General features: G+C 60.3%; 17 protein-coding genes and 5 pseudogenes. 9 read left to right on the top strand and 13 right to left on the bottom strand.

The window, feature by feature from the left end:
• The first annotated feature begins 147 nt into the window (after nucleotides 1-147).
• The 5 genes from cysD to NKH83_RS18140 all read left to right on the top strand — a co-directional run bounded on the left by cysD (nucleotide 148) and on the right by NKH83_RS18140 (nucleotide 4,662).
• Nucleotides 148-1,053, top strand: a complete 906-nt coding sequence (cysD, locus tag NKH83_RS18160) for a sulfate adenylyltransferase subunit CysD (protein ID WP_352806246.1) — start codon at nucleotides 148-150, stop codon at nucleotides 1,051-1,053.
• A 2-nt stretch (nucleotides 1,054-1,055) separates the two neighbouring features.
• Nucleotides 1,056-2,993: a sulfate adenylyltransferase subunit CysN gene (gene cysN / locus NKH83_RS18155; protein WP_352806244.1), complete on the top strand. Its 1,938-nt coding sequence runs from the start codon at nucleotides 1,056-1,058 to the stop codon at nucleotides 2,991-2,993.
• A gap of 10 nt (nucleotides 2,994-3,003) precedes the next feature.
• Nucleotides 3,004-3,792: a 3'(2'),5'-bisphosphate nucleotidase CysQ gene (gene cysQ, locus NKH83_RS18150; RefSeq protein WP_352806612.1), complete on the top strand. Its 789-nt coding sequence runs from the start codon at nucleotides 3,004-3,006 to the stop codon at nucleotides 3,790-3,792.
• 232 nt (nucleotides 3,793-4,024) lie between these two features.
• The gene (locus tag NKH83_RS18145; protein ID WP_352806242.1) at nucleotides 4,025-4,270 is read left to right on the top strand and encodes a type II toxin-antitoxin system VapB family antitoxin; all 246 of its coding nucleotides are present in this window, start codon (nucleotides 4,025-4,027) and stop codon (nucleotides 4,268-4,270) included.
• Nucleotides 4,270-4,662, top strand: coding sequence for a type II toxin-antitoxin system VapC family toxin (locus tag NKH83_RS18140; protein WP_352806239.1), 393 nt, complete (start codon nucleotides 4,270-4,272; stop codon nucleotides 4,660-4,662). Before NKH83_RS18145 ends, NKH83_RS18140 begins: the two co-directional genes overlap by 1 nt.
• 161 nt (nucleotides 4,663-4,823) lie before the next feature.
• On the opposite strand, the gene NKH83_RS31665 is transcribed toward NKH83_RS18140, so the two are convergent.
• On the bottom strand, nucleotides 4,824-5,054 hold the full coding sequence (locus tag NKH83_RS31665; protein WP_502895585.1) for a transposase domain-containing protein: 231 nt from the start codon (nucleotides 5,052-5,054) through the stop codon (nucleotides 4,824-4,826).
• Nucleotides 5,055-5,794: 740 nt separating this feature from the next.
• Complete coding sequence (locus NKH83_RS18130) at nucleotides 5,795-7,381, bottom strand: adenylate/guanylate cyclase domain-containing protein (RefSeq protein ID WP_352806236.1); 1,587 nt, start codon at nucleotides 7,379-7,381, stop codon at nucleotides 5,795-5,797.
• Nucleotides 7,382-7,697: 316 nt separating this feature from the next.
• Here NKH83_RS18130 and NKH83_RS18125 point away from each other — a divergent pair.
• A pseudogene (locus tag NKH83_RS18125) lies at nucleotides 7,698-7,886 on the top strand (inositol monophosphatase family protein); the annotation flags it as partial.
• Nucleotides 7,887-8,097: 211 nt separating this feature from the next.
• On the opposite strand, the gene NKH83_RS18120 reads toward NKH83_RS18125, so the two are convergent.
• From NKH83_RS18120 to NKH83_RS18075, 11 genes and pseudogenes are all read right to left on the bottom strand, one after another.
• Nucleotides 8,098-9,423: a type II toxin-antitoxin system HipA family toxin gene (locus tag NKH83_RS18120; protein WP_352806233.1), complete on the bottom strand. Its 1,326-nt coding sequence runs from the start codon at nucleotides 9,421-9,423 to the stop codon at nucleotides 8,098-8,100.
• Nucleotides 9,423-9,677 carry a helix-turn-helix domain-containing protein gene (locus NKH83_RS18115; RefSeq protein WP_352806230.1) on the bottom strand — a complete coding sequence of 85 codons (255 nt, stop codon included), beginning with the start codon at nucleotides 9,675-9,677 and terminating at the stop codon, nucleotides 9,423-9,425. Before NKH83_RS18115 ends, NKH83_RS18120 begins: the two co-directional genes overlap by 1 nt.
• 711 nt (nucleotides 9,678-10,388) lie before the next feature.
• Entirely contained in the window at nucleotides 10,389-10,622 is a 234-nt protein-coding gene (locus NKH83_RS18110) for a DUF6429 family protein (RefSeq protein WP_352806227.1), read from the bottom strand.
• 306 nt (nucleotides 10,623-10,928) lie between these two features.
• The gene (locus NKH83_RS18105; RefSeq protein WP_352806224.1) at nucleotides 10,929-11,477 is read right to left on the bottom strand and encodes a class I SAM-dependent methyltransferase; all 549 of its coding nucleotides are present in this window, start codon (nucleotides 11,475-11,477) and stop codon (nucleotides 10,929-10,931) included.
• A gap of 320 nt (nucleotides 11,478-11,797) precedes the next feature.
• Nucleotides 11,798-12,415 (bottom strand): PA3715 family protein, encoded by a 618-nt coding sequence (locus NKH83_RS18100; protein ID WP_352806221.1) that lies wholly within the window; start codon nucleotides 12,413-12,415, stop codon nucleotides 11,798-11,800.
• 544 nt (nucleotides 12,416-12,959) lie between these two features.
• Nucleotides 12,960-13,274, bottom strand: coding sequence for a GYD domain-containing protein (locus tag NKH83_RS18095; protein WP_352806218.1), 315 nt, complete (start codon nucleotides 13,272-13,274; stop codon nucleotides 12,960-12,962).
• Nucleotides 13,275-13,348: 74 nt separating this feature from the next.
• A pseudogene (locus NKH83_RS18090) lies at nucleotides 13,349-15,654 on the bottom strand (AGE family epimerase/isomerase).
• 13 nt (nucleotides 15,655-15,667) lie between these two features.
• Nucleotides 15,668-16,154, bottom strand: a pseudogene (locus NKH83_RS31660) (phosphomannomutase/phosphoglucomutase); the annotation flags it as partial.
• Nucleotides 16,155-16,829: 675 nt separating this feature from the next.
• Nucleotides 16,830-17,798, bottom strand: coding sequence for a metallophosphoesterase (locus NKH83_RS18085; RefSeq protein WP_352806215.1), 969 nt, complete (start codon nucleotides 17,796-17,798; stop codon nucleotides 16,830-16,832).
• Nucleotides 17,799-18,122: 324 nt separating this feature from the next.
• A complete protein-coding gene (locus NKH83_RS18080; RefSeq protein WP_352806212.1) occupies nucleotides 18,123-18,326 on the bottom strand; it encodes a hypothetical protein in 204 nt (67 codons plus the stop codon).
• A 470-nt stretch (nucleotides 18,327-18,796) separates the two neighbouring features.
• Nucleotides 18,797-20,353: a family 16 glycosylhydrolase gene (locus NKH83_RS18075; protein ID WP_352806209.1), complete on the bottom strand. Its 1,557-nt coding sequence runs from the start codon at nucleotides 20,351-20,353 to the stop codon at nucleotides 18,797-18,799.
• A 964-nt stretch (nucleotides 20,354-21,317) separates the two neighbouring features.
• On the opposite strand from NKH83_RS18075, the gene tnpA reads away from it, so the two are divergent.
• The 3 genes and pseudogenes from tnpA to tnpC form a co-directional block, all read left to right on the top strand.
• Nucleotides 21,318-21,707: an IS66-like element accessory protein TnpA gene (gene tnpA / locus NKH83_RS18070; RefSeq protein WP_352806206.1), complete on the top strand. Its 390-nt coding sequence runs from the start codon at nucleotides 21,318-21,320 to the stop codon at nucleotides 21,705-21,707.
• Nucleotides 21,704-22,056: pseudogene (gene tnpB / locus NKH83_RS18065) on the top strand (IS66 family insertion sequence element accessory protein TnpB). The gene tnpA and the pseudogene tnpB overlap by 4 nt, the downstream one beginning before the upstream one ends.
• A 69-nt stretch (nucleotides 22,057-22,125) precedes the next feature.
• A pseudogene (gene tnpC / locus NKH83_RS18060) lies at nucleotides 22,126-23,271 on the top strand (IS66 family transposase); the annotation flags it as partial.
• Nucleotides 23,272-23,353 lie beyond the last annotated feature (82 nt).

Raw genomic sequence — 23,353 nt, 5'->3', positions numbered from 1 at the left:
CTTGCATTGTTCTGGACCGGAACGATCTGCTAGAACCCCCGCACGAGAATAGATCGTCCAGAGTGCAGCAGGAACCGGGCCGGCTAAAGGTCGCGCCGGTTGATGATACAGGCCCTTCTGTGGATTACGAAAGAACGCTTACAGTTCATGAACATCGCACTTACGCACCTTCAGCGGCTTGAGGCCGAATCCATCCATATTTTTCGCGAGGTGGCCGCAGCCTTTGCCAAGCCGGTAATGCTCTATTCGGTCGGCAAGGATTCGTCCGTGCTCATGCACCTGGCCATGAAGGCGTTCTATCCGGCCAAGCCGCCGTTTCCCTTTCTCCATGTCGACACCACCTGGAAATTCCGCGAGATGATCGCCTTTCGCGACCAGATGCAGCAAAAGCTCGGCTTCGACCTCCTGGTCCATGTCAATGAAGACGGCCTGCGCGACAACATCAACCCGTTCGACCATGGCTCCAACACCCACACGCATGTGATGAAGACGGTGGCGCTGCGGCAGGCGCTCGACAAATACGGGTTTGACGCTGCCTTCGGCGGCGCGCGACGCGATGAGGAGAAGTCGCGCGCCAAGGAACGCATCTTCTCGTTCCGCAACGCCCAGCATGCCTGGGATCCGAAGAACCAGCGGCCAGAGATGTGGAAGATTTTCAACACCCGCATCGCTGCCGGTGAATCGATCCGGGTGTTCCCGTTGTCGAACTGGACCGAGCTCGACATCTGGCAGTACATTCTCCAGGAAGACATCCCGATCGTGCCGCTGTATCTGGCGAAGGAGCGGCCGGTCGTCGAGCGCGATGGCATGCTTATCCTGAGGGATGATGAGCGCATGCAGCTGCGGCCCGGCGAAACAGTGGAGAACCGGATGGTGCGGTTCCGCACGCTCGGCTGCTATCCGCTGACCGGCGCGATCGACTCGGATGCCGACACTCTGGAGGCGATAGTCGGCGAAATGCTCACGGCGCGCACGTCCGAGCGGCAAGGTCGCTTGATCGACCGCGACGAAGCCGGCTCGATGGAAAAGAAGAAGCGCGAGGGGTATTTCTGAATATGCGCCATATCATGGCCAAGAGCCTCGCCCCAACCGACGGCGTCCGGGACTATCTGGCGGCGCAGGAACGAAAGTCGCTGCTGCGCTTCCTGACCTGCGGCTCGGTCGACGACGGCAAGTCGACCCTGATCGGGCGCCTGCTTTCCGACACCAAGCAGATTTTCGAGGACCAGCTGGCCACGCTCGAGCGCGATTCGCGCAAGCACGGCACCACCGGCGATGACGTCGACTTCGCGCTGCTGGTCGACGGCCTCGAAGCCGAGCGCGAGCAAGGTATTACCATCGACGTCGCCTATCGCTTCTTCGCCACGCCAAAGCGCAAGTTCATCGTCGCCGATACACCCGGCCACGAGCAATACACGCGTAACATGGCGACAGGTGCATCGACGGCGGATCTCGCCATCGTGCTGATCGATGCCCGCCAGGGCGTGCTGCGCCAGACCAGGCGGCATTCGATCATTGCCTCGCTGCTGGGCATTCGCCACATCGTGCTCGCTGTCAACAAGATCGATCTTGTCGGCTTCGACGAAGCGGTTTTTGAACGGATCGTCGCGGATTACGCGCAGTTCTCACGTGAACTCGGCTTCCAGACGATCGTGCCTATCCCTATGTCGGCCCGCTATGGCGACAACGTTACCGGCCGTTCCGACAGGACGGACTGGTATTCCGGGCCGACGCTGATCGAACATCTCGAAACCGTCTCGGTTGACGAGGCCGCGGTCGACCTGCCGTTCCGGTTTCCGGTCCAATATGTGAACCGTCCCAACCTCGACTTCCGCGGTTTCGCCGGCACCATCGCCTCCGGATCGGTTGCGCCGGGCGACGAGGTGGTCGTCGCCAAATCCGGCAAATCCTCGCGTGTCAGGCGCATCGTCTCGCATGGCGGCGACCTTCAGCAGGCTATCGCCGGCCAGGCCATCACGCTTGTCCTCGACGACGAGGTCGAGGTCTCGCGCGGCAATATGCTGGTATCGCCGGCAGCGCGGCCGCAGGTCGCCGACCAGTTCGCCGCCAATATCGTCTGGTTCGACGAACATGCGCTGCTGCCCGGTCGCTCCTACATCCTGCGCACCGAGACCGACCAGACCAGCGCCACCGTCACCGACCTGAAGTACCGGGTCAACGTCAACGACTTTGCCCATGAGGCGGCCAAGTCGCTTGAAATGAACGAAGTCGGCATCTGCAACATCTCGACCCGCTCGCCGATCGCCTTCGATCCGTTTGCCGAAAACCGCACCACTGGCGCCTTCATCCTGATCGACCGCATCACCAATGCTACCGTCGGCGCCGGCATGATCCTGCATTCGCTGCGTCGCGCCGAAAACATCCATTGGCAGTCGCTCGATGTCGGCAAGCGCGCGCGTGCCGATATGAAGAACCAGCGGCCGGCGGTGTTCTGGTTTACCGGGCTTTCGGGTTCGGGCAAGTCGACCATCGCCAATCTGTTCGAAAAGAAGCTGTTCGCCACCGGGCGCCATACCTACATTCTGGATGGCGACAACGTCCGTCACGGCCTCAACCGCGATCTTGGCTTCACCGACGCCGATCGGGTCGAGAACATTCGCCGCGTCGCCGAAGTGGCGCGCCTGATGGCCGACGCTGGGTTGATTGTCATCGTGTCGTTCATTTCGCCGTTCAGCGCAGAGCGGCGCACGGCGCGCGAACTGATGGCCGACGGCGAATTCGTCGAGGTGTTTGTCGATACACCCTTCGAGGAATGCGCCAGGCGCGATCCGAAGGGCCTTTATGCGCGCGCGTTGAACGGCGAGATCAAGAATTTCACCGGCGTCGATTCACCGTACGAGGTGCCGGAAAGACCCGAAATTCATCTCAAAACACTCGGCAGATCGGCCGAGGAGATGGTGGACGCCCTGGAACACTGGCTGAACGAGCGGGACATTGCCGAAGACCAATATGACAGCGGCGGCGGTATCTGACGACGAAGCGATGCTCGCCGTCTTCGAGCACCTTGCCTTGGCGGCGGGACGCGAGGTGATGCGCGTCTTTCGTGCCGGCTGTGCGGTCGACAGCAAGTTGGACAGTTCGCCGGTGACGGAGGCTGACCGCGAGAGCGAGAAGATTATTCTTGCCGGGCTGCGCGCCGCATTTCCCGAGATTCCGTGCGTGGCCGAGGAAGAAGCTTCGGCCGGCATCATGGCGCCGGATCTCGGCGACGCCTTCTTCCTGATCGATCCTCTCGACGGCACCAAGGAGTTCGTCAACCGCAGGACCGATTTCACTGTCAACATCGCGCTGGTTCGCCATGGCGTGCCGGAGATCGGCGTTGTCTTCGCGCCTTGCACCGGCCGCTTCTTTTCCGGCCGGCCGGGCAAAGCGGAAGCGATCGAGATCAATGACGATTATGAGATCGTCGATCGCCAGCCGATTTCGGCGAGGGCCGGTGTGGTGCCGCTGACCGTCGTTGCCAGCCGGTCCCACAACACGCCGGAAACCGATGCCTATATCCGCGGGCTTGGCGCGGCCGAGATCGTCTCGATCGGGTCGTCGCTGAAATTCTGCCTTGTCGCCGGCGCCGAGGCGGACGTCTATCCGCGCTTCGGCCGCACCATGGAATGGGACACTGCCGCGGGTGACGCGGTGCTACGCGCTGCCGGCGGCATGACGCGCACGCTGGATGGTGCGCCGCTCGCCTACGGCAAGCGCAACCAGAGCGACGACGAGGATTTCGCCAATCCGCATTTCATCGCCAGCGGCAAGGCTGCTAGATCTGGCTAGGCGATGGTTGCGCAGTTCCAGACCCATACGAAAGTGCGGGTGTTACAACTGACTTATGGAAGCGACCTCAGATACTGCTCGAGATCTGTAAACACAACGGTACGATCCCCATCGAGCCTACAGTTGGGTCGGCGTGGCCGATTTGCTTCGTGCCGGTCGATGCTGCGGGGCTTCACACGGTGTATCCAAATTGCTATATACCGATACACTTTAACGGCTATACGAGCGAGTGATGGCGTTCCACATCAAGAATCGCGAGACCGACGCGCTGGCCCGCCGGGTCGCCGCGCTTAAGAGGACTGGTCTGACAGAGGCCGTCCATGCCGCGCTCAAGCATGAGCTTGAGCGCGAACAGGCTAGACCGTCTCTGGTGGAGATCGGCGTCGGGTTCTGCCGTGATCTGCGAGCCCGGGGCAAGCCTGATCACGGCAGGCCCGCCGACAAGGCGTTTCGCGACAGCCTGTACGAGAATGACTGATGTTCATCGACGCCTCGGCCCTGACGGCGCTGATGACCAACGAGGATGATGCGCGCGAACTCCTTGCACGCATGCAGACCAGAAAGCGGCTGACCTCGCCACTTGCAGTATGGGAGGCTGCAATCGCGGTCGCGAGAGTCTTGGACTTGGCAATCAGCGAGGCGGCCGAGGCCGTGGAAAGCTATCTCTCGTTGATGGAGATTGACATGGTCGCGGTGCCGCCGAACACGGCTCGACTCGCGCTTGACGCTTTCGATCGCTTCGGCAAGGGCCGGCACCCGGCGCGGCTGAACTTTGGTGACTGCTTCGCCTATGCTTGTGCCCGGCATTTCGACCTGCCATTAATGTTCAAAGGCGCCCACTTTCCGCAGACCGACATCGACGCTGCGTGAGTGCCACAGTCTCGCGACGCAGAGCGCAAGCGTCGCTTACCGGCTTGTCGCGCTCTCCATTAGTGCGACGGTTGGCCGACTGTCACGGAACAAAAGTAGGTTGCCCGTTCCACGGTCCAAATTGCATCACGTTCAAGAACCGTAAGCGCCTCGCGGACCGCCTATGGATTTGGGCTTGACGTTTTCCGGAATCGCCAGGGCATGAATTCCTCGATCTGGGTCTGCGGATGGCCGTTGATGATGGCGTCGAGGGTTTCGGCGAGGTAGGCGACCGGGTTGACGTCGTTGAGCCTGCAGGTGGCCCAGGAGCCTCTTAGGGACCATTGCCTCCAACGATCGTTGCTTTCCCCACCCCGACTTTCAAAATTGTGGTAAAGTCTCGACGTTGTTATTGGCTTGAGTGAGCGGTGTGAGGGCGCTGGAGGCTACCATGCACTTCATTAAGGTCCTGGTTGGCTCAGCAATATTGACAGCATCGGGGGCAGCGTTTGCGGCAGAGGAGGTGTCTGTCGCGAGAGGACGGCTGGTTTCCATCATCGGCAGCTGTCACGACTGCCATACTGACGGCTACAGGGAAGCCGAAGGCGCACTCGACCCCACCAAGGCATTGAGAGGGAAAGCAATAGGTTGGCGGGGACCGTGGGGCACAACCTATGCAAGCAATCTGAGATGGAGCGTGCAAGATCTTAGCGAAGACGGGTATGTAACCTACATCAAGACACTTCGCAGTTTGCCACCGATGCCTTGGTACAACGTTCGCGTCATGCCGGAGAGCGACATTCGGTCATTCTATCGATATGTGAAGTCGCTCGGTGAACCCGGCGCCTTCCTCCCGAGAACGGCGAGACCGGGGGAAGAGCCGAGGACGCCCTACGTCACGCTGGAGCCACCGCAAATGCCGAAACCTTGTTCACGCGACCTGGACTGCGGCGTGGGCGAAGTTTGCTCGGCCGCACCAGTCCGTCAATGCGTTAAGAAGTAGGCACCCTGGGCAGCGGCCCTCTTAAGACAGCCGACCCCAATTGCGCGGTAGGGCGAAACTCCGGCAAGCTTAAGTTTCGGAATAGTAGGGAACGCCGCCCTCGGGCCAGACGTCAAGTCAGACCGTCAATGATAAAACTTAGGCAAGAACCTAAAATGCGGCGGGCTTGCTTCGGATGGATAAGGCCAGGAGCGCCTCCGAAAGTCGTTTCTTTGCCCGCTCGACCCCGTTCTCGTCGATTGCCTCAACATCGAGGAACAAGTCGAGGCCAGTCGCGTGCTCGCTGATGACCTGAGGGCGCTGAGCGAGTTCACCCAGGAGGCCCTCGACTTCGTAGGGGACAACCTCCCGGCTGATCCCCTTCATGGCAATCGGTGCTAATGGACGCGCCCGGACAAGGTCGCGCACGAGCGCGTAAGTCTCATAGCTGAGGCAGATGCCGCCGGGCTCGGCAATCGACTGCAGCCGGGCCGCCAAGTTCGCCTCGGCTCCAATGATCGTGTAGTCCATCCGATCATCGGAACCGAAGTTCCCGACATTGCAATAGCCCGTGTTAATGCCCATGCGAGCTCGGAAGGGCCGTTCAACTCCGCGGTCATGCCACACCCTGTTCAACTGCTCCAGCCGACGCTGCATGTCGACAGCCATGCGCAAGCAGGCTCTCGCGTCTTCCTCGATGCCTTGCGTCTCGGGGTCTCCGAAGAACACAAGAAGCGCGTCGCCGATGAACTTGTCGACGGTGCCGCCGTGTTTGAGCGCGATCGTCGACATCTCGGTGAAGTACTCGTTGAGGAGAAGCGTCAAGTCCTCGGGCTGGAGCCGTTCCACGATCGCGGTGAAATCCTTGACGTCGGAGAAAAAGATCGTGAGCTTCTTGCGCTCGGTCGCGATGGTGACGTCCTTCTGGCCGCTGAAGATGCTTTTGTAGATTTGAGGCGAAAGATATTTGGCGATCTTCAATGAAATCGCGGCCAGGAAGTCGTTTGCCTCCGAAAGCTCCTTGTTGATGCCCTGAATCAACGCGGACTGCCGACGCTGCAGGAGAATGAACGTCAGGCCCGCCGCCGCCGCGAAACCGAAATATACGAGCAGATACTTGAAAGTGAGGATGTTCGCAGCGATAGGCTGATTGACTGATATCTCCTGGATCCCTCGGACATCCCCTACCTTCCAATCCGTCTTGGGGCTGTCCGGGTGTGAGTTATGGCAGGTCACGCAGACTTGTCCCATTACAACAGGGGCCGCGGCGCGGACCTGCCGGTCAAACAGTGAACCCGAGACTTCGATGATCGGCTCCTTCGGGTTGGCGCGCAAAGCCAAGATTGCATTCCGCTCGAATACATCGAGCTGGTGGGGGGCGCGACCTTTGAAGGGCAGATCCGAGACGAACCGATATTTGACGGACCCGTCGTGAGCGCTGATGCGCTTGCCGAGTTCAATCGAGAGGGTTGCTGGAATAGGGATCGCACCCCGCACCTCCCGGTAGTTGTGCGTCGCAGTCACGGCGCCGTTTGCTTGCAGCACGCGTCCCACGACGTCGCTGCCGTAGAATCCGCGCATTTCGTCGATGATCCGGCTGATTTCGCTGGCTTGCCTGCGCAGCATCCGTTCCGATAGGTCTCGGAGGTCGAGCCAGGCTGCGACGGGCAGGCCGATAAGGCCGATGACCACTGCTGCCACAAGAAGCGGTCCCATGGTGCGCTGCTGACGCGCAATCTGTTCACCCAGTCCAGCCATTGTGCAAGCGCCCGGCCGTCTTAGTATCTGAACTATAGCTCATTCCCGGCACGGTACCAGAGTCAGTCTTGGCTCGATGAGAACACGTCAGCCCTGCAACGTCGGACCGACCTTGAGCGGTTGCTGCTGAGCCCCGACCCTCACAGCGGATTTCGCATTCTGGCGCTAGATCCGCAGTGAATCAGTGAAGGGATGTCGCAAAGTCGGTTGTGGCCCGCAATGATAATCGCTCAGGCGCCAAAAATTCACCTCTGGCACGGTTGAGACTTCTGCGGCCGGGGAGCGCGTCGGAGAAGGAAAAGTGTCCCGCGGAACGTATCCGCGTTTCGGCCGCACTATGGAATGGGACACCGCGGCGGGTGACGCGATATTTCGCGCTGCCGGTAGCATGACGCGCACCTGAATGGTGCGCCGCTCGCCTACGGTCAGCGCAACCAGGAGCTACGACGAGGATTTTGCCAACCGGCATTTTGTCGCCAGCGGCAAGGCTGCTAAATCTGGCTAGACGATGATTGCGCAACCAAAACGAACGCGTCAGGCCTGATCACCGCAACGCGAGCGCAGTTCCAGGCACATGCGCGAAAACGAATGTGTATCAGTGACTTCTGGCCGCGATCTGGCTGCCCGCCTCACAGGCTTGATCGCCCGTCGGTGGATTCGGCCTGGTTCGGTCGGCAAAATGCATAGCCCCGCAGCCCGTTCGTTTCGCACCTCGATCAATGGACGGCGTCAGCCTTGGTCTGAGCGAGAAGGGTGGCGCGCTTACCTATGGCCGACTTGACCGAGTCGACAAGCTGTTCAGGAAAGCCATGTGGCAATGAGACGATCGCGGTGTCGGCCTGCTTCTCCACGTTTCCAGCAATATCTTCGAAGATTCTGCGCATGGCACGCCTGCCCACCCCAGCAAGATCAGCGGTCTGCATGAAGTGGCGGGGCATGATGTCAGGCACCGAATAGTGCCGGCTCTTGCCGACCGACATTGCTAGCTTGAACTTCTTGCGGGGAATCTGTCCGGCATCAAGGCTGGGCTGCGCGCTCAGCACGTCGTAGAGGGGCGTCATGCGGAATCCCCCGCCGGGGCCGAGAAAGATGCTGAAATTCTTAGCGTGGCCGTCGGTCGCGCCAATCAGCCAGAACAAAATGCAGGCGCGCAAGAAGACGGCGATGTCTTCATCAGGTGTATCGCTGCCCTTCAGAAGCTCGATAATCTCCCGCATGCCGGGACCGCCATCGGACTGGTACTTGCGAGTGGGCGGCACCGACAGCGCTTGACAGATATCCTCCTGCGGCAGGCGCAAGAGGCGGCCGTCGCGGGCCCACCACCGGTCGAAGCGCTCTACGATCAGCGTGCGGCGCTCTCCGAAGTCAGCGATCTCCGCTTGGGCGACGGGAACGCCGAAAGCCTGGAGCAGCTTGAGGCACAGATACTCGTTCTCGACGCTATTGGAGAGATCGATACCGTTCGGCAGCTGGCCAATCTGGGGCTTGAGGATATGAGTGGTCGCCGTCGTGCCGACTGGTTTGTACCAGCTCCCGTCCTTGCGCAGCAGCGCGGTCTTTTCCTGCGCGCCGGCAATCGAGATGCGGAAATCCTCATCCTCGCCAAGGCCGAGGGGAGCAGCCGCAAGGTTCTTGATTATCCCCGCCACGTCCTCGTTGCTGACCGGCTTGCCGACGATACTGCCGGGATTGCCTGAATCCATGCCATCGGGCAGGAACTGCAGCGCGCCAATGCAGTCATGGCCGACAGCGGCGAGCATGCTGTATGCGTCCGTGCCGTCGGCGCCGACGCGTTCGGCAACGCGCCTGCGTATCGCGTCACTATCCGGAAGGAGATTGTCGAAGACGTTGATCACGGGCGCGCCGATATAGCGGTCCTCCCGCAGGGGAAGCGAGAGCGAGACCGGGAAGGTGCCACGCCAGTCCAGCCATTCGTGGGCGTATTGGAAGTCGATCGCGCCCGTCGATTCCCTGCGCAGCACGCCCACCAGGCGCCCGTTCAGGAAGACATTTAATGGGATGTGAGCCGGGCGCCGTGCCATCAGAACAGGTCCTCGATGTCAGCGGAGCTGCTCTTGCTACGCTCTCGAACGACGAGTTCCAAGTCGAGGGCGGAGAGAGCGGCCATCAAGGTGCGGATCTGCACGGCCGGCTCGCCGGCCTCGAGGCGGGACACTGTGCCCTGGCGCAGATGGATCTGGTTACCAAGCGAGCCTTGCGTAAGACCGGCCTGCCTACGCGCGCGGCGTAGGATGGCGCCGAGTTGTTTTGCGTTGCGAGCAATCTGGTCGGTCATGATGGGTCTCCGAGGAGCAGTATACGGGATCGCGCATTAATCGTCAATATACGAGATCCCGTATAACTCAGCAATATACGCGATCCCGTATAAAGAAGAAGTATACGCAATCGCGTATGACGCTCATTACTCGGAACCCGAATACTACGGCACGGCGCCTCTACCGCGATGTCCCACATACAATCGGGAACAGCGATGCGCGGCGAAGCGGATGGCGGGGCCGCGACAGCCGTTGTGGGCCAGCCGGTCAAGCTTGAGCCTCGGCGTTCAGGCATCGAGCAAACGGCTCCTCGCCTGCCGCTTCCGAGACGGTCGGAGGATCACAGAGGATCGCATCAGCATCATCGATTGGACATTAAAGGGCGTAAGGGATGGTCTGGGGGCTCGCTGGCAATGCCACCCGATCGAGGGGGATTGCTGTGGTCAACATCCGCCCCTGCGCAGGTGGATTGCGGGTTGGTAGCAGTTGTCGAAGCAGAGACGATCAGATCCTTCATTTGCTAGAGAGCAAACTATGCCATCGCCAGATTAGGCAGCAATGGTGTGAGGGGATTGCTGCGCACGCCGAACCTTCAAAGTAGCTCAAATCGTTCCCCACGATTAGTTAAGCGACGCCCGAAACCTACCACAAAACCGTCGCCAGAAATCATAGCCATGCCTCTTGCCTACGGGCGCTGCGCGCCCCGGGGAACTGGAACACCCGCCCCACGCTCACGGCGCCGGGCGAGTGAACAAGGCTTGGAATAGCTCCTCAGCACGCCGCAGTCCTTCATCTGTCAGAACCACTGACTTCGCCTTGTTTGCCGGATTCGCGATCAGCCCCTTCTCGTGCAGGCGATCCAGAGCATTCCGATCCAACCCCTTCCAGGCGCGCCTCTCTTCATGCAGCGTCAGCCAAAGCAGGCCCATAACGGCATCGTCGACCTTGTCGGTGTCGATCTCCATGCAAGCAGTCTAACACGCGAAACCAGCGTCTGCCGCAGCCTACACCGATTGGTTACAATATGCCCGGCGGCTACCGGGGCAACGGCCCGGCGTTGCGGGCACTGAAGGCGCGGCTCGGCACCACGTGATACTCGCGTTGAAAGGCGTTGCCTTGGGGAACGGCAAGGAAATCGAACTCCGGAAAGCCTTGACCTCCAGCAAGACCCGTGAGCCCGTCCTGTTCGGGCCCGGCAGCAGGCGGCGGGTCGGCGCCTGCTGCTGGCCCATGGACGATCGGGAGGGTAACACCACCGGCGATGTGTCGTCTTATGGCTGCGGAGTTCCTAAGGCGGGTTTCTCAAGCACCAGCACATGACTGCCAAGGGGCGACGTGTGGGTGCTCTTGACTCGAAACCCCTCGTCAGAAAGCGCTTCGATGAATTCGCCATCCGTTCCCGGCGGAACGCGGGCAACAACGTTCGAGGTGCGCCTCACAATATTGGAAAGCACCCTTCGCGCCTTGCCTGGGCCGATGTTGCGCTGCATGTGCTGATAGACGGCCAGCAGCAGGACGATATCGTATTTCGGTAGAAGGATATTGCCGAGGCGCCGGCTGCCAAGATTCAGGCGATCGAACCGGGCATGAACCGGGGAGCCGCTCAATAACATTTTTGCAGTCTCGATGTGCGGCTTGGCAATGTCGATCCCGTGGATCGAGCTGGGTTTCAGCTTGGATATCTCATAGGCGACAACGCCCATATTGCAGCCAACATCGAGAATGGATTTTCCGGTGTAGTCGACCTTTGCGGAGAATAGCCCGTCAAGTCTGTCGTCCCACGTTCCTGCAAAACCCCTTTTGAATCTTGACCACCACAAATCATCAGCTCCTTTGGGAAGAGCCCCCTTGAGCGCCTCCTACCACGAGAGAATTAACGGTCGATACCCTTTCAACTGGAATTGATCGCATTGACGAACCAAGGCAAGGACGTGTGCGGCGGCGTCACAACCCCATCACCTTGAGTGCCGCGGGAACCGCGTAGCGGCTGCCGTCATAGCGCAGCCGGTAGGTCCGCTTCACAGGCTTGCCGGGATGGGACTGGCATTCGGTCGGGGGAGGGATTGTCGGTAGTCGACCGCTCGACCGCAATGATGTCACGATAGCCGTGGTGGCGCGCCGGACTCATCGCCAGGCTGACCTAGCTGGAATGAAAGGATCCGGCGCAACTGGCATCGCTATCGCCGCCAGAGCCGGCCACCACGAGGCCGTCGAGCACCAAGCGCAGCGCATCGCTGGCGACGGCATAGAGCCGCAGGTCGGTTTCAGTGAAGGGAGTAGCCTGCGAATGGTTTGCCATTTCGATGCGCAGGCCGAAGGCGGTGACCTCAGGGGCCAGTGCATAGCGGCCGGTGTCGAATTCCACCTTACGGATCGCGATGGCATCATCGGTCATCAGTCCAGGCTGGAGCAGGCGCTGGCGCACCCGCAAGCTCTTTCTATCGACCACCAGTAGCTCGATGTCGCCGACATGCAGGTGGTCGCCGTTAGCACTGTCGATCAGCGGTACCGCTACCAAAAGCAGGTCGTCATGAGCCGGCCAGATCTTGCAGGCCAGGCCGAATGGCGCATCGCTCTCCGGGAGCGTTGAGGCGATGCTCGTATGGGGTACAAGCGTGAACGACGCGCCGTCGGCGCTCTTTTGGGCCTTGGGATAGGCCTGCCGCACCAGGGCGGCGGCATCGCCGCAATCGCCGGCCGTTGCCCGGGCGGGCGACAGGCTGGCGAGGGCGGCGCCGAGCAACAGAACAGGCAACACTATTCGCATGGATTTCTCGCGTCGCGGGGCCGGGTTCGGCCAGGCCCTTCTACGCGAGATTGGTGGCGGCGCACAGTGTGTAGGCAAGTGACGGCTAGCTTCACCCGCTGCGTCAGGACCATAGGGATCCTGGAACGTTTAAGTCCGAGCTCGCTTAGAGACGGTGATCATGAGAACGCCGCCCGAGCGGCCAATTTGTGCCAATGCTGTTCGAGCTACCTGAAACAGATACTGACAATGTGATCTCGATTGCCTTGTCGCGCTCCGATTAGATAAAGAAGCGCTCCGACAAGAAACCGCTACAAAACCGGACCTAGCCGATCCGTCAAGCGCACCTTCTAGGGTGTACATTCCAAAATTAACTCGGCATGACCTCCGTTTCTGATCCCTGAGCCGGGCGCGTTGGCTGTCGGCGCGGTATTGAAGCAGAACCAATGCCGCGCCTGCTTCGGCTTTCCGAAACCCCAGCTTGACTTTCCTTGAGACTTGGCAGCACGGCGCGTTCAATCGCAACCGTGCTGCCTTCAATGTGCAGCCAGTCCAATCATCCGGTGAGCTTGTAAACGCCGGCAGCCTTTTTGGCAGCTGCGAGCACCGCATTCATGTCGAGTTCTTCGAGGACAACGAGGTCCTTTATCCAGCCGTTTGACCGCACCGCCAGTGCTAGGTCCATCCCATCGGCCTGGTCGGGAACCTCAGCATTGATGACAATATCATAGGCGCCGCGAGTAAACATCATACGGGACACCTTGCCACCAACGCTTTCCAACACCGCCTTGATTGCAGCTTCTCGGTCGGAGCCTTGTATCAGTCCCCTGTAGGCGTGGGGCGGATAGTTCCCCAGGATTGTCACTTTCATGGGTATTCCTCCCGATCTTGTACTAGTTTCGTTATTGATCGTTTGACCAACAAGGGGCTACGCGGACAGTTGGGTCAGCCGTAACCCTGCATCGCAACGCCCTTGCTCGTATCCAAAGCTGGCAGCGGGAAAGGTTCGACCTGCCCTGCGGTCTTGTCCAAATACTGCATCAGGGCCGTCACGAGGTGGTAGAAAATGCTCGCGGGGACCTCCGTTGCCAGTGACCTTCCGCGCTCGTCAATCCTGTCGATCCACAAGCCAAGCGGTGCGGGATCGATATGCCATTTGAAGAGGCGGGCGACACGAGCTTCGATCTCGGGTTTCAGATCAGGCCCTCCGATGCCGTCCAGGGCGACGGCCGCCTTGACAGCCTCGCATTGGGGCCAGCTTCGGGAGAGCCGGTCGAAGGGAATTCCCTGCCGCGACACGGCTGCATAAGCCAGGCCCGTGGCCCGGTTCAATCCGCTGGCGATCGCCGACGAATAGAGCTTCCGGGCGTAGGCTGCCAAGTCTTTCTGCCCGCTTGCCCGCGCGAACTCGACGAGGAGCGAAGCCCATTCGAAATGGTGCCCTGGTTCGGTCCATTGTCCCTCGTCTCCCGGCAAAGGCAGCCAATTGACGTCGAAATGTTCCCCAAGCGTCCAGCTCTCCTGGTCGAAAAAATGGCACCGGAAGAGATCGACGACGCGTGCCGCCCGACGGAGATATGCACGCTCGCCGGTGACATCATGCCAGGCAAGGAAGGATTCCAGCATGTGCATGTGCGGGTTCGAGTACCGTACCCCCTTCCAGCCGGGAGTCTCGAGGAAGCCGTTCAGGCTGACGTCCTCGAGATGGGTGTCGATGAAATGGAACGTCTCTTGTGCCAGCTGCAGGGCATCCTGATGGCCGCATCGGTGAGCATGGGCAAGCGCCAGGAGCACGCAGGAATGGTCGTAGGCGTCCTCCGTCGGGTCAGCCACGCTGCCGTCGGAATTAAGGGTGCGCACCCAGCCACCGCGATCGGTGCGGCCGTGTCTCGCGATGAAGTCGATGCCGTGGTCGATGAGCTTGTCGGCCGGTCCGACCCAGCCGCGTTCTTTGGCCACCGCGAAAGCGTAAATCTGGCGAGCCATCGTCCGCATGCGCTTGGGTTTGCCCAGCGGCCTTGCATCGAAACCGAGCGCCTCGTGGAAGCCGCCATACACATCGTCGACACCTGCAGTGGACCACAGCGGCAGGGTTTCGTTGAAGAGCCAATGTTCGACGCGCTTCCGCCATGACCCGCTGATGATGACCCGGTCTTCCGACGCCGTGAACTTCGTCTCGAGTCGTCCGCTCTTCTCGAGTTGTTCGACGACTTTCTTGACATTCTGGCTGTGGCTGACAGGAGCGACGAAAACCGCGTCCGGTGTCGTCACCACCGCCACATTTTTCATTCCGATGACTGTCAGCAGTCTGCCCTGGCTCCGGAGATAGGAGTTGCCGCAATCCATGGCGACAACGTCGCCCATTACGACATTGCCGTCGCGGTCCGTCGGGCTGGCTTCCAGCAGCGATTGCCACGATCCAAGGTCGTTCCAGCGGAAGGAAGCCGTAACCATCGCAATACCGCGTGCATGCTCCATGACCGCGTAGTCGATCGACGTCGATGGGACAGCCGATAGAAGCCCTGGGGCAGGTAGATGCCCGAGACGTCGGTCCGTGCAGCCTTATAGGCCCGTTCCGCGGTGTCCCAGATGTCCGGCCGGAAGTCGAGAAATGCCTTCCGCATCGTGTCGGCACGAAACAGGAAGATGCCGGCGTTCCAGTAGAATCTTCCCGAACACACATAGTTGCGGGCCGCCTCGGCATTGGGTTTTTCGACAAAGCGCGAAACGGAAACGGTGGGCACTCCGTCACCAGTTGCCGCAACCTCGATGTAACCGTACCCGGTTTCGGGATGCGTCGGCTTGATGCCGAACAAGACAATGCTTCCTGAATCGGCGGCAGGCATGCCCGCCTCGACGGTTTCCCAGAATTGCGATTCGGTCGATATCTGATGGTCGGAGGGGACCATGAGCACAAGCGCGTCGCCACCAAATTCGGAGAGCGTGTGCAAAGTGGCTATGGCCACCGCAGCGGCGGTATTGCGGCCGACGGGTTCGAAAATCGGTGTGCCGCCGTTCAGGCCGAGCGGATATATATCCGATATAACGCGGTCAGCATGCCGTTCGGAAGCTAGCAGGTAGATCGGCATCTCGCCGTCCGGCCGCGCCTTGAGGCGTCCGACAGTCTTCGCGAGCATGGAGCCGTCGCCCGAAACGTCGTGAAATTGCTTGGGATTGTCTTCGCGCGACAGCGGCCATAGCCGTGAGCCGACGCCCCCGCTCATGACAAAACTTATGATCCGGTCCGACATGGTCCAGTCCCTCTCAGTTGTAGGCTCCGACCTTTGGATTGCGGCGCCGCACGGCATTGAGAGCCCCGAACATCTCGCGACGTCGCTCCGGCGAGACGGGGCCTCCCACGACGACAACAATTTCGGGCTCGTTCAACAAGGCTCTGACCAGAGCCTACGTGCCGTCTGGGCAACGACACGCTCCCATTCACGGTGACGAGATTGGCCAGCGCATGGCTGGCGAACTCGATCCCGTCCTGCGTGAATTCCCCCGCAAGTATCGCGACCACGCGTTTTACCTCCTCTAGGCAGTGGGGCGACATTGTCGGGGTGCTCAAGGTCAGCGGCAGATCGCGATAAAGGTCCGCCGGTGTCTTGCCCAAGCTGCGGTCGAGCATCTGGCAAACAGCTATCGCCGTGAGGAGCCCGTCGTCCTAGCCGCGCCCGATCGGCGGGTTGAAGAAGAAATGCCCCGACTTTTCCAAGCCAGCTGTGGCATCGACGAGTTTGGCAACGCGCCTCTAGATGGCGGTTATGCAAGTAGTGACCAGTGATGGTGTCGGGAACTACACCTATTCGGCCGATCAAGGTGCGAAGCGCCATGCCGATCGCCTGCACGCCGATCAGGTTGAGTTCGGGCTTTTTCTCCCGGTCTGCATGGCCGAACCACCAGCGCGCGTCGTATTCCCGAAAGCCAGTGGCTTTGATGAGAGCACTGCTTTCAAAGACGAATGTGTTCGGCCTGGCTTGGCCGAGCATGTCGAGGGTCACGGTTTTGATCCGGTGTTGCGCGCAACAGTCCTAACACGCTGCCGGGCGCAGGCCCCTTCAGGAATTGGAGTAGTCCTAAAACGCTGGTTCGCGCCGCCTCATCCAATCGGAGTATGCCCGCCGATGGCCAAACGAGGTCTCGTGCAAGAATGGCCATTTGCATGCTCCAAGATGCGTTCTGCTCTGGCGCCAACGACAAGGATGGGGTGCAAGCTGCCGCTGACCGCATTCAGGTTTTCCCTTCCCCGAAAATGTCGAAGAAAGGTGTTTTGGATGCCTGGCTCAGCTCCTTAAAGACATTCTAGTGGAAATCGAGAGCTATCCGCCGAACTCCGCCCGTCCGGAGAAAGGATGAGGGACTGTGCTGCGTTCGTGTTGGAAGGCGATGGGAACACGGCGAAACCCCGACCGCATGTACACGACCATCAATACCCTCGCGCGGAACGGTCCGCGCACGGCAGGTCTCTCTGGGACAGCAGATGTCGTTCGTCGACAGGACGAGAGTTATTCGAGCCGATATCGACGACCATGATCTCCGGCGACACGCCGAAGCGCACCGGCAGCCACGATACGCCCAAACCCCCGGATACGATCATGTGCCGCCCACCCTCGACGATATGCCCATAGGCGAAGCGCTGTCCGTAGGCTGAATTGATGATGGGGGGGCCGATGAATGGCAAGCGCACCTGTCCGCCATGCGTATGGCCGCATAACGTCAGGCTGACACGGTCAGGGACAGTAATGAAGATGTCCGGTTCATGCGCGAGGAGCAATATCGGATTGCCGTCGTCCGGTATTGCGGCCATTGTTCCAGGCAGATCGTCGACGCCCTTGTACACCCCGCGAGAAAACTGCATGGCCCACTGGTCGCCAAGACCCGCGAGCCAGAATGCTGGGCCATCCTGCTGACGGATAAGCGTGGCGGTGTTCTCGAGGACCGGAATTCCATTGTCCACGAGGGCTGCGCGGACGCTGTCCACACCGTGCCACCAGTCGTGGTTGCCGAGAATGGCGTGGCAGCCAAGTGGCGCGGTAAGTTTCGAAAGTGAATTGCCCCAAACAGTGTCGGGCACGATCCCGGTGGCATAGCGCGGCCGCACGCCCATCACATAGTCGCCAAGGAGAAGGATGATGTCGGGCTGCAGGCTATTCGAAACACCGACGATCTCGTCGATCCTGGAAACCGGCATCCAAGGCTCGCAGGCGTGGATGTCAGCGATCACGACGATGCGCAGGGGCTTGGCAGTGGTCGGCCAGCGCGGCGGTAGGACCTTGTAGCGCGTGACGCTCAGTCGAAACCGGGGTTCAATCGCGAGCGCATAACTCGCCAGACCGAATGTCGCGAGCGACACGGCGCCAAAGAGCTTCAGGAATGAGCGCCGCGACGTCAGCACTTGTATTTCCCAGCACAACGAGGTCGGGTTTAGAGATCGCCACGAATTCAGCTGCGGCAACCTGAACCACATCAACCGCGTGAGAGGCCTCGCGGGTCAATAGTTTCCCAAATCGGCGTCACCTGCAAGCATTGGTCTTATTGCGCAGGGGAGGGAGCTCGGGCTAGGACCCGTCAACTGCTCCGATTTGCCACTGATCTCAGGCGGATGGTGTAGATCCATTCCGGAACGAATGCGTCGCCTTAGATGGCGAGCGCCTCCATCTCGACATCGTTCACTTGTTCCCTTTTTTCGCCGGTCGCGGAATCGACCGCGCGCCCAACTTCAGGCCCGTTTGGTTGTCGTGACTGCGATCAGCTCGACCAGGGCCGCGCGATTGAGGAGGGCGCCGTCCGCGCCAGTTTGCGTGATGCGGCAGAACAGGGGTGTTCGATGTTGCTCCACGTCGATGTGCCCGTCGGATGGTGATGCAATGTGGAGCGCGAGGCCTGTCTCGCGAGCGAGTTCTTCCAGTTCGACCTTCCACACCCGGCTTTGGTCATCCAGCTTCGAGCCGACCGCTTCCCGCCTTTGCGTATCGCATGCTTCGGCTGCGCCTCGACAGATTGCGGCGCTCTCGAGTTGAAACCGGAGGGCGAACTTTCGTCGGCTGCAAACCGGCTTCTTACCGCTCTCGCAGTGTTTGCTGCTTGTGTGGCATCATTGGAGAGCGAAAGTAGCTGATGATGCTGCGTGTGCCTGTCTGGGATGTTCATTCGGACCCGAAGCTTGGTAACTCCAGTCTCCTCAGTTCGGTCCGAATGGACAACCTACAGAAAGCTCACAACCAGAGCCTGTTCCATCCCGATGGCATCGGGATGGAACCCCATCTCTTTTGCTTGGCAGATCTTCTCCGAAAACCGGGCTCCCGCTTTTTGCTACGCTGACTTCGGTTCGGGACGATGGCTTCGAGGTGCTGTTATCCAGTCCTTATTCGGCCACGGCAGCCCCGAGTTCCTTCAGGTCACATAGAATGAGGCTGCGGCGAGCGAGAGATGTGGGGAAAGAGTGGCGAACTGTATTTGAGATGCGCCGCCGGCCCCGTCACTGTCGAAAGAGAGCGCCCCAGTTTCACTGTTGTAGATGATATGATCGGAACTGTCATGCGCGGCTGCACCAACAAAGAAAGCTTTGGATGGTAGCCCTCCCGGCTGAAGCCCGGCAAAAACCGTGTCGCTGAGATGGAACGTGTCAAGGGAGCGCTTGAAGTCCGTGATCTTATCGACATTGCCGGCTCCAAGAGCAGTATTGAACGAGAAGGCATCGTGGCCTCCCAAACCGGTCAAGACGTCGGCGCCGAGCCCGCCGTTGATGACATTGTTGCCGGCATTGCCCTGGATGGTCTGGGCGAACTCGTTACCGGTGAGGCTTATCGTCTTCGTGCCGGACGGGTTGTTGGTGGCGAGATGCTCGATCTCCGAGCCGGCCGAAAGCGCATAGCTCACCGAGGCGATCACACTGTCGTTGCCGCCGCCCACTGCCTCAACCACCTTCTCGTTGGCATTATCGACATAGTAAGTGTCGTTGCCGCCATAGCCGATCATCGTGTGGCCGCTGGTTCCATGCAATACATCGGCGCCGCTGGTACCGTACAAGGTGCCATCGCTGGTGTCGCCGGAAGGAGGGACAGTCACGGTTCCAGACCCAGTCTCGGTCCCGGTCGAGCCAGTGATTGGGGGAGCGACGTTCGCGCCCGTGACAGTGTCGCCGCTACCTGTCTTTTGATAGAGCTGCACCTCGTCGACCTGCATCTGCATCGACGATGGGGTCGAGCTGTCGAGAGCCGAATGCCATCCGCTCGCGTTCGAATTCGCGACCCCATTGTTCATCATCAATTCCATCGGTTCATCCGGGATCACGGCCTGTGCGCTGGTCACTTGCGCCATCTGCTTCCCGTCCAGATACCAGGTGATCGATTCACCGGGCACCCAGTTGAGGCCGTACGTGTGGAAGCCCGCCGTGAGGTCGACGCCGCTGTCGACGACGCCACCGGTCGCCCCTGACGGCCCGTGGAGGTGCCAGGCGAAATTATGATCTGTGGGCCCCGAACCGGTGAATCCACCCTCCTGTATATCGATCTCGAAATTGTCGCCGCTGCTGCCCGCGCCTTGGCCGGGCATCATCCAGAGGCCTGGCCATGCGCCGTCGCCACTCGGCGCCTGCATGCTGATCTGAAGGTAACCGCCGTTGAATTCGAAGTTGCCGTAGCTGCTGACAGCGCCGGACGTGATCGGGAATGTTTGTGCCGTCCCCTGATTCATGCCGCTGATGGGCTGTTGGATCGCCGTGAGATCCAAGGTCCCGTTGTTCACGGACACTTGGCTCGGCATATCGTAGTCGGCATTATATGGGCCGCCCGGTGTACTTCCTCCCGACCCATTGGTATTCCATGGCCAGCCGTTGGCGGCATTGCTGGTGATGTAGGTATGCCAATCGCTGTCGAGCGCCGTACCGGAGAAGTTCTCCTCGTAGACCAGGTCGCTAGAGGCAAAGCCTGAGGGTGTGGAAAGCGCCATTTGGTGATCCTCTTTGAGGTTGAAAAAAGGGATTTCTACTGCCGCGCATCGCCGAGGCGCGCGACATGAGCATGCTCGCAGCTACGCACCGCGAACGGATTTCTAAGTAGCGGAGATTTGGAGGTCCTCGCCCAGACATATTGTCGAGCGAGCTTAACGTTAAGCCCGCCCTCGAAGGTGAGTTTTGTCAACGGGAATGCTCATCAGGGCCTCCTCCTTGAAACCATATACGGTGTCGCTGCCGACGCCCCACAAGGTGTTCAACGGTTCCAGCCGCTGCCGGATCGAAGTGAGAGCAACTCTTCCGGCGGACGTAACGCCGAGCCTGTCGTATAGTATAAGCACCGTAGACCATTAGCTCATTGCGGTTTTTTGTTTTAATTTGACCCGCGTCGCTAAGTAAAACACAGGTACTTCCGTTTTCTAACCTTTTCACACACGGCTTTGTACCTGTGTGAATTGATCATTCGAGGACGATGTACGTAACCAAACCTGCCATTTGCGGCGAGAATGAGGCTAGGTGATAACTTATTAACACCTTCTAATGTAGGCAGTGTGTCGAACGGCCGCACCGAAACAGCGTTCCGGGCGCCCTGCGAAAACCGTGTCCGTCGGCTGAAATGTTGCGCTGCTTTGGGCGCCCGTGGCTCGAGCGCACCGCCCGTGTCCATGAGGTGATCAAAAGGGGCAGCTGGAATATCTGCCGTTGCTGCGTGGCGGACGGGCTGACGTGCCTGTGGCTGGAACTGCCGGCCCGGATGTTTGACCGTTTGACCGTGCCGTTTGCGCGGATCGAAAGTTGGAGGCTGGCACCGTTATCGAGCGCAGCCCCTACAGCACCGACAGGCCGCTTGATCGCAACGCCAGCGTGCCTGCATGGTAACCGCTGTTCTCCCCCCCACGTTGCCCATTGTCGCGTGATCTGTGATTGAGTGCCCATGGATGAGCGGCAAGGAGTTTCTCCATGGAGACTACGTTGGAGGTTCTCACGACGCGGCGGGGCCGACGGGAGGTTCATCGCCAATGGCCGGACGCGGTCAAGGCACGGATCGTTTCGGAAAGCTTGCGTCCTGGCGTGACGGTGAACGAGGTCGCGGAACGTCACGGGCTGAAAGCCAATCATCTGTCGTCCTGGCGAACACTGGCCCGGCAGGGTAAGCTGGTTTTGCCTGAGCCGGAAGACGCAGTCGAATTCGCGGCCATGGTTGTCGACACGACCGCGCCGGAGCCGTTGGCTGCCAAAGCCGCCTCCCGCGCCGAGATTGTCGTGGGTCCGGTCACCATCCGTCTTGAGGAAGGGGCGTCTGCTGCCCGGATCGCTGCCATCGCGCGTGCCTTGGCGACGACGACATGATCTTCCCATCGAACCGCGTGCGGATCATGGTGGCGACCAAACCCGTGGACTTCCGCAAGGGTCATGACGGATTGGCGGCATTGGTGAAGAACGAACTGCACAAGGACCCGTTCACCGGCACGGTCTTCGTGTTCCGGTCGCGTAAGGCAGACCGGCTGAAGCGATCTATTGGGATGGCTCCGGTATCGTCCTGGCCTACAAGCGGCTGGAAGAGCACACCTTCACCTGGCCCGGTATCAAGGATGGACTGATGACGCTGACCCACGCCCAGTTCGAAGCCCTGTTTGCGGGCCTGGATTGGCGGCGGGTTCATGCCATCAAGACGAGAACGCCGGAGACTGTCGAATAGCTGCGGCACGATGACTCAGGACGATAGATTCCGAAGGCAAAACGGGTCGGGATTTGGTAACTTCTGGTCATGCTTGATACCGCCGATCTTCCCGACGATGTTGCCGCCCTGAAGGCGATGCTGAATCGCGGCGCGGCTAAGCGAGGCAGGCAAAGACGCCCAGATTGCCCGCAAGGATGAGGGGATCGAACGGCTTGAGAAGCTGGTCGCGGCCTTCAAACAGGCAGCCTTCGGACGCAAGTCCGAGAAGACCGATCCCGACCAGTTCGATCTGGCACTGGAAGACCTGGAAACGGCGATTGCCACGATCCATGCCGAAGACGAGGCGGATGCTCCCGCCGGGAACAGGATTAACAGGCCACGCGCGACCAATCGCGGCTCCTTTCCGCAGCATCTTCCCCGTCTCGAAGAGATCATCGAGCCGGAAAGTCTGGTCTGCGCCTGCGGTGGTTGCCTGCATCGCATCGGCGAGGATGTCTCCGAGCGGCTGGATGTAGTCCCGGCGCAGTCCGCGTCATTGTACCCGCCGCCCCAAATATGCGTGCCGTGCCTGCACCGACGGCGTCGTTCAGGCTCCGGCTCCGGCACAGCTCATCCAGGCGGGCTTGCCGACGGAAGCGACGGTGGCCCATGTGCTGGTCTCCAAATATGCCGATCACCTTCCGCTTTACCGTCAGGCCCAGATCATGAGCCGCCAGGGCATCGATCTCGACCGCTCCACACTTGCCGACTGGGTCGGTCGGGCAGCCTACGAGCTTCGCCCGGTCTTCGATGCGTTGATTGCCGACTTGAAGCGCTCGACCAAGCTCTTCATGGACGAGACCCGTGCTCCGGTGCTCGATCCCGGTTCGCGCAAAACCAAGACCGGATACTTCTGGGCACTCGCGCGGGATGATCGTCCTTGGAACGGAGGTGCGCCGCCAGGTGTGGCCTTCACCTACGCTCCCGGTCGCGGGGCATTCATGCCGAACGGATATTGCAGGGCTTCTCCGGTGTCCTTCAGGTCGATGGCTATGCCGGATACAACAGACTGATCGGACCCGACCGCATCGGCCGGACATTCGGCTTGCCTATTGCTGGGCGCACGCTCGTCGCAAGCTGGTGGAGATCACCCGGAACGCAACGGCACCTATTGCCGAGGAGGGCATCAAACGGATCGGCGAACTGTATCGGATCGAAGCCGAATTGCGCGGCCGTGACCCGGAGGCTCGCCTAGAGCACGTCCTGTGATCGATGAATCGATTGTGATGTGACGGCTGCGTTTTGTGCTGATTCAACATCCACCTCGAGGGAGGTG

The sequence above is a fragment of the Mesorhizobium sp. M0909 genome, assembly GCF_040319515.1.
Taxonomy (GTDB): domain Bacteria; phylum Pseudomonadota; class Alphaproteobacteria; order Rhizobiales; family Rhizobiaceae; genus Mesorhizobium.
This window is presented reverse-complemented; position numbering and strand designations above follow the sequence as displayed.

Coding starts and splice junctions, on each gene's coding strand:
- cysD (WP_352806246.1), top strand. CDS start 148: ATGAACATCGCACTTACGCACCTTCAGCGGCTTGAGGCCGAATCCATC.
- cysN (WP_352806244.1), top strand. CDS start 1,056: ATGCGCCATATCATGGCCAAGAGCCTCGCCCCAACCGACGGCGTCCGG.
- cysQ (WP_352806612.1), top strand. CDS start 3,004: ATGCTCGCCGTCTTCGAGCACCTTGCCTTGGCGGCGGGACGCGAGGTG.
- NKH83_RS18145 (WP_352806242.1), top strand. CDS start 4,025: ATGGCGTTCCACATCAAGAATCGCGAGACCGACGCGCTGGCCCGCCGG.
- NKH83_RS18140 (WP_352806239.1), top strand. CDS start 4,270: ATGTTCATCGACGCCTCGGCCCTGACGGCGCTGATGACCAACGAGGAT.
- NKH83_RS18130 (WP_352806236.1), bottom strand. CDS start 7,381: ATGGCTGGACTGGGTGAACAGATTGCGCGTCAGCAGCGCACCATGGGA.
- NKH83_RS18120 (WP_352806233.1), bottom strand. CDS start 9,423: ATGGCACGGCGCCCGGCTCACATCCCATTAAATGTCTTCCTGAACGGG.
- NKH83_RS18115 (WP_352806230.1), bottom strand. CDS start 9,677: ATGACCGACCAGATTGCTCGCAACGCAAAACAACTCGGCGCCATCCTA.
- NKH83_RS18110 (WP_352806227.1), bottom strand. CDS start 10,622: ATGGAGATCGACACCGACAAGGTCGACGATGCCGTTATGGGCCTGCTT.
- NKH83_RS18095 (WP_352806218.1), bottom strand. CDS start 13,274: ATGAAAGTGACAATCCTGGGGAACTATCCGCCCCACGCCTACAGGGGA.
- NKH83_RS18075 (WP_352806209.1), bottom strand. CDS start 20,353: ATGGCGCTTTCCACACCCTCAGGCTTTGCCTCTAGCGACCTGGTCTAC.
- tnpA (WP_352806206.1), top strand. CDS start 21,318: ATGGAGACTACGTTGGAGGTTCTCACGACGCGGCGGGGCCGACGGGAG.